The 4,176-nt window shown below is 52.4% G+C and carries 2 protein-coding genes; both read left to right on the top strand.

The genetic code is table 11. The features are described from left to right. A partial coding sequence (locus tag O6944_11035; GenBank protein ID MCZ6719669.1) for a TonB-dependent receptor occupies positions 1–2,039 on the top strand: 2,039 nt, incomplete at its 5' end. 118 nt (positions 2,040–2,157) lie between these two features. Continuing rightward, positions 2,158–3,969, top strand: coding sequence for a tetratricopeptide repeat protein (locus O6944_11030; GenBank protein MCZ6719668.1), 1,812 nt, complete (start codon positions 2,158–2,160; stop codon positions 3,967–3,969). The last annotated feature ends 207 nt before the right edge of the window (positions 3,970–4,176 follow it).

The following is a 4,176-nucleotide window of genomic DNA, read 5'->3' as shown; positions in this document are numbered from 1 at the left end:
TCGGTCTATACCTCGGCCTCATATTCGGTGCTCCGGCATATGCACAAATCGAAGAAATTATTGTCGTCGCTCAAAAGCGAGAAGAAAACCTTCAATCCGTCCCGATTGCCATGTCAGCATATGACGCAACTGCGTTAGATGCGAGAGCGATCGAAAGCATCACAGACATGTCCAACCCGACCCCGGGCCTCATTGTCAGCGGTAACCTTCGAAGCGCTCAGATATTCATCAGAGGCATAGGATCTGAGGATATCAGCATAGGCACTGAGGGAAGTACCGCCGTTTACCTGGATGGCGTATACCTAGGGCGTACCGAGATGGCCTTGACTGAATTTCTCGATGTCGAGCGCGTTGAAGTGCTGCGAGGACCCCAGGGTACGCTTTACGGCCGCAATGCTGTGGGTGGCGCAATAAATGTCCTGTCCAAACCGCCAACTGACGAGCTATGGTTAAGTGGAAGCGTTCTTGCAGGAAACTTTCATCGTCTGCGTGTAAGGGGCACTGCTTCCGGTCCGATTTCGGAGAAAGTACGCGGACGAGTATCTTTTGTCGATAACAACCACGATGGCTTTGTTACAAATGGACTTCCCGGAGCACCGCGTAAATTCTTTCATGACGAGGATTATTTTGGCGCACGCAGCTCTCTGGTTCTCGACCTGAATGATTCGATCGATGTCTCTATCGGTGCCGATTATTCGCGAAGCGACGATAATGGCAAGGTCAATATCAACTTCATGACCCCAGATTTCCTGGTGGCGGCCGGAGCGACTCCAGTGGTTGACCCGTTCACCGTGTTTCAAGATATGCCGGTCTTTCACGACTTGGAAAATTACGGCGGACACGTAACGGTTGCTTGGAATCTTGGAACGTACGCACTCAAGTCGATATCAAGTTACCGCAAGGTTGAGGAAGTCGCGCTTTTTGACAGCGACGGTACGGAGGCATTCGGAGTATTTGTCGATCTTGCTCGTAATCAACAGCAGTTTTCGCAGGAACTCCGGATGCTTTCTCCAGCCGATGAGCGCTTTAGTTGGATCGCAGGTCTATTTTATTTCTATGAGGACGCAGACCAGAAATTCGATCTTTGGTTTCCCGGTCCCTCGCTACTACCGCTATCAGCGACGAATCAAACAGACGCATATGCGGCGTATTTTCAAGGCTCGTTGCAACTCTCAGATCGGCTAGCAGCAACCGCTGGCTTACGCTTTAGCTATGAAGAAAAAGAGGGCTCGAACGCCGGCGGGCCCATCTCCGACAGCTGGAACGAGGCGACTCCTAAGTTGCTGGTCGAGTACTATGCAAACGAGGCAGTTCTTTTGTACGCGTCCGCGACAAAAGGCTTCAAGAGCGGAGGATTCCAGTCATTAGGTATCCAACCATCGACTTTTGATGAAGAGATAGTTTGGGCCTATGAGGGGGGCATAAAGTCTCTTTGGTTCGACAGTCGACTGCGAATCAATGCATCCGTCTTTTTCTATGACTACTCGGATCTTCAAGTTCAGACCGTCGATGAAACGACTCTGGAGGTCTTTATTGAGAACGCCGCTTCCTCTTCCATCACGGGGGGCGAAATTGAAGTCACCGCCCAACCTTCCGATGATCTTACTCTCGAACTCTGGCTGGCTTTCCTAGACGCAGAATATGACGAGTTTATTGGTCTTGACCCGATCCTCGGGGGGGCTATCGACCTGAGCGGGAATAGCTTGCGATCCGCTCCGGATCTCTCTTTCGGTGTGGCGGCACAGTACCAACTCAATCTTGCCATACACGGAAGCGTGACACTGCGCGGTGAATATCAATGGCAAGACGATGTCTTTTTCAATCAGTTTGAAGATCCTCTAATCGGTCAGCAATCATTTGGGCTCCTGAACGCGAGGGTCACATGGGTGACTGCCAACGAGCGATTTGGAGTCTCTCTGTTTGCAAAAAACATTACCAATGAAGCGTATTTTAGTACCGGCATTACGTTCGGTTTTGGACCTCTTGGTGTAATTGCGGACCCGAGAACCTACGGTATTGAGCTAACCGTAGCCTACTAGCATGAACTGAAAACTTCGGAAGTACTGGTAAAATGACGCGGGCTCCAACGCGACAGGCAAACTTCCAAGAATTGGGTTTAGAATGAAAGGGTGATCGAAGGCTCGGAACGACACATCGATGGCCCTATTTAGCGTTGCGCACTTCATAAAAGAAACCCGCCGTCGCCGCGTGTTCGGCGCTGTGGTGCTGTACGTTGTTGGTGCTTGGATAGTGCTTCAGGCTGCCGATCTCGCATTCCCAGGTCTGGGAATACCGGAATCTGCTATTCGATATGTATGGATAGGGGCGATTCTGGGTTTGCCGGTGGCTATAGTCTTTGGTTGGCAGTTCGACATAACTACCCAGGGAATCCGCCGTACTCCAACGGTTCCCGAAGAAACAACCGCCCTTTCACTGCGCACCCCCGACTACATCCTGTTGTTCGTTCTTTCGACAGCAACAATAGCGATGGTTTTTCTGCTTACCCAGAAAATTGTGGGAACGCAAGGCACGATCGAGCCAGTGGTTAGTGAGGTTGAATTACATGAGTTTGATCCACCGGAGTATTCAATCGCTGTTTTGCCGTTCGACAATCTGAGTAGTGACCCTGAGCAAGAGTATTTCGTTGCTGGTATGCACGACTCACTAATTTCCGAATTGGCGCAGATCAGTAGTCTCGTCGTAATTTCGAGAACATCCACGCTGCATTATAAAGAAACCACGTTGACGGTCCCGGAGATTGCCCGCGAACTCAATGTTGCAATGATCGTTGAGGGTTCGGTATTCAAGTCGGGCGATCAAATCAGAATCCAGATTCAGCTAGTCGGCTCACACCCTGAACGACACTTGTTAGCTCAAACCTACGATAGGGCGCTGAGCAGTGTGCTTGAGTTGCAACGTGAAGTTACTCAGGATATTGCGGAAAAGATCAAAGTGAGTCTGACCCCGCAGGAGAAATCTCGACTAGCGGATGCCCGCACCGTGGATTCCGAGACCTATACGCTGTGGCTGAAAGGAAACTTTCACCTAGCAAGGCTGAATGAGGAATCGTTCGGGAAAGCCCTAGCGTCTTACCAGGAAGCCATTGATCGAGACGCAGGATATGCACCGGCCTACGCTGGCCTGGCCATGGCTTACATTGGGCTTGGCGGCTGGCACGCGTCTGGGTCGCCGCATCACGTTATCCGGCTGGCGAAAAAGGCGGCCGAGCGGGCACTGGCGCTGGACCCGGCCGTTGCCGAGGCCCACCTCGCACTCGGCCAAATCCGCTCGTTGTTCGACTGGGATTGGGCAGGTGCCGAGCGCGCTTTTAAGCAGGGGGTTGCCCTGAACCCGAGCGACACCGTCGGGCGAATTGAATATGCTAATTTCCTCACCGCTATGGGTCGCTTCGAGGAATCGATCGAAATTAGCAGGCAAACGCTGGAACTCGATCCCCTTTCACCCGTGGCCTATAACGAGCTGGGGTGGGCTCTTTGGTTTGCAGGGCGCGACGACGAAGCGTTGGAGCTTTATCGCGAGGGACTGGAGATCGATCCCGACTTTCAACAGAGCCACACTTTAATCATGTTCATCGACGTGAAGAGGGGCGACTTTGACAAAGCGCTCGCGTCTTTGGCGCAAGGCGAACTCGACTTGCAGACGCTGCCGCCGAGTTACATGGGAACCATCGCGCATCTTTATGGGTTGGCCGGCTGGCAAACTGAAGCGCGCGCCATTCTCGCAGAATTGACGGCACGGAGGGCGCAGGGGTATGTCCCGGCCAGTGCCTTGGCCGCTATTCATATCGGTCTCGGGGAGCACGAGGAGGCTCTTCGATGGCTCGAGGTGGCATATGAGGAGCGCGACGTCTTCTTGGTATGGCTAAAAAAGATGTGGATTTACGATCCCCTTCGCTCCGATCCGTGGTTTCAAGATATCCTGAGCCGCATGGACTTCCCCGGACCATGAGCAATGCAGCACGCCCCTGGCTGAACGTCCGCTTCTGGCCGAAAGCTGCCTGTCAGTATCGTGGTGTCGGTTCGGTTTCAATGACCGCTAGTGAGTAAAGCGGACATTCAGAAATTGCAATCCTGACCGGGCTGGTTGAACGACCGCTATACACCCGAAAGCGGATACTGCCTAGTTCCAAAATGTCGGCAGGAATATTTAATTAAT

Source organism: Gammaproteobacteria bacterium, from assembly GCA_027296625.1.
Taxonomy (GTDB): domain Bacteria; phylum Pseudomonadota; class Gammaproteobacteria; order JAKEHO01; family JAKEHO01; genus JAKEHO01.
Note: the sequence above shows the minus strand (reverse complement) of the source record. Positions and strands in the feature narration are given on the sequence as shown.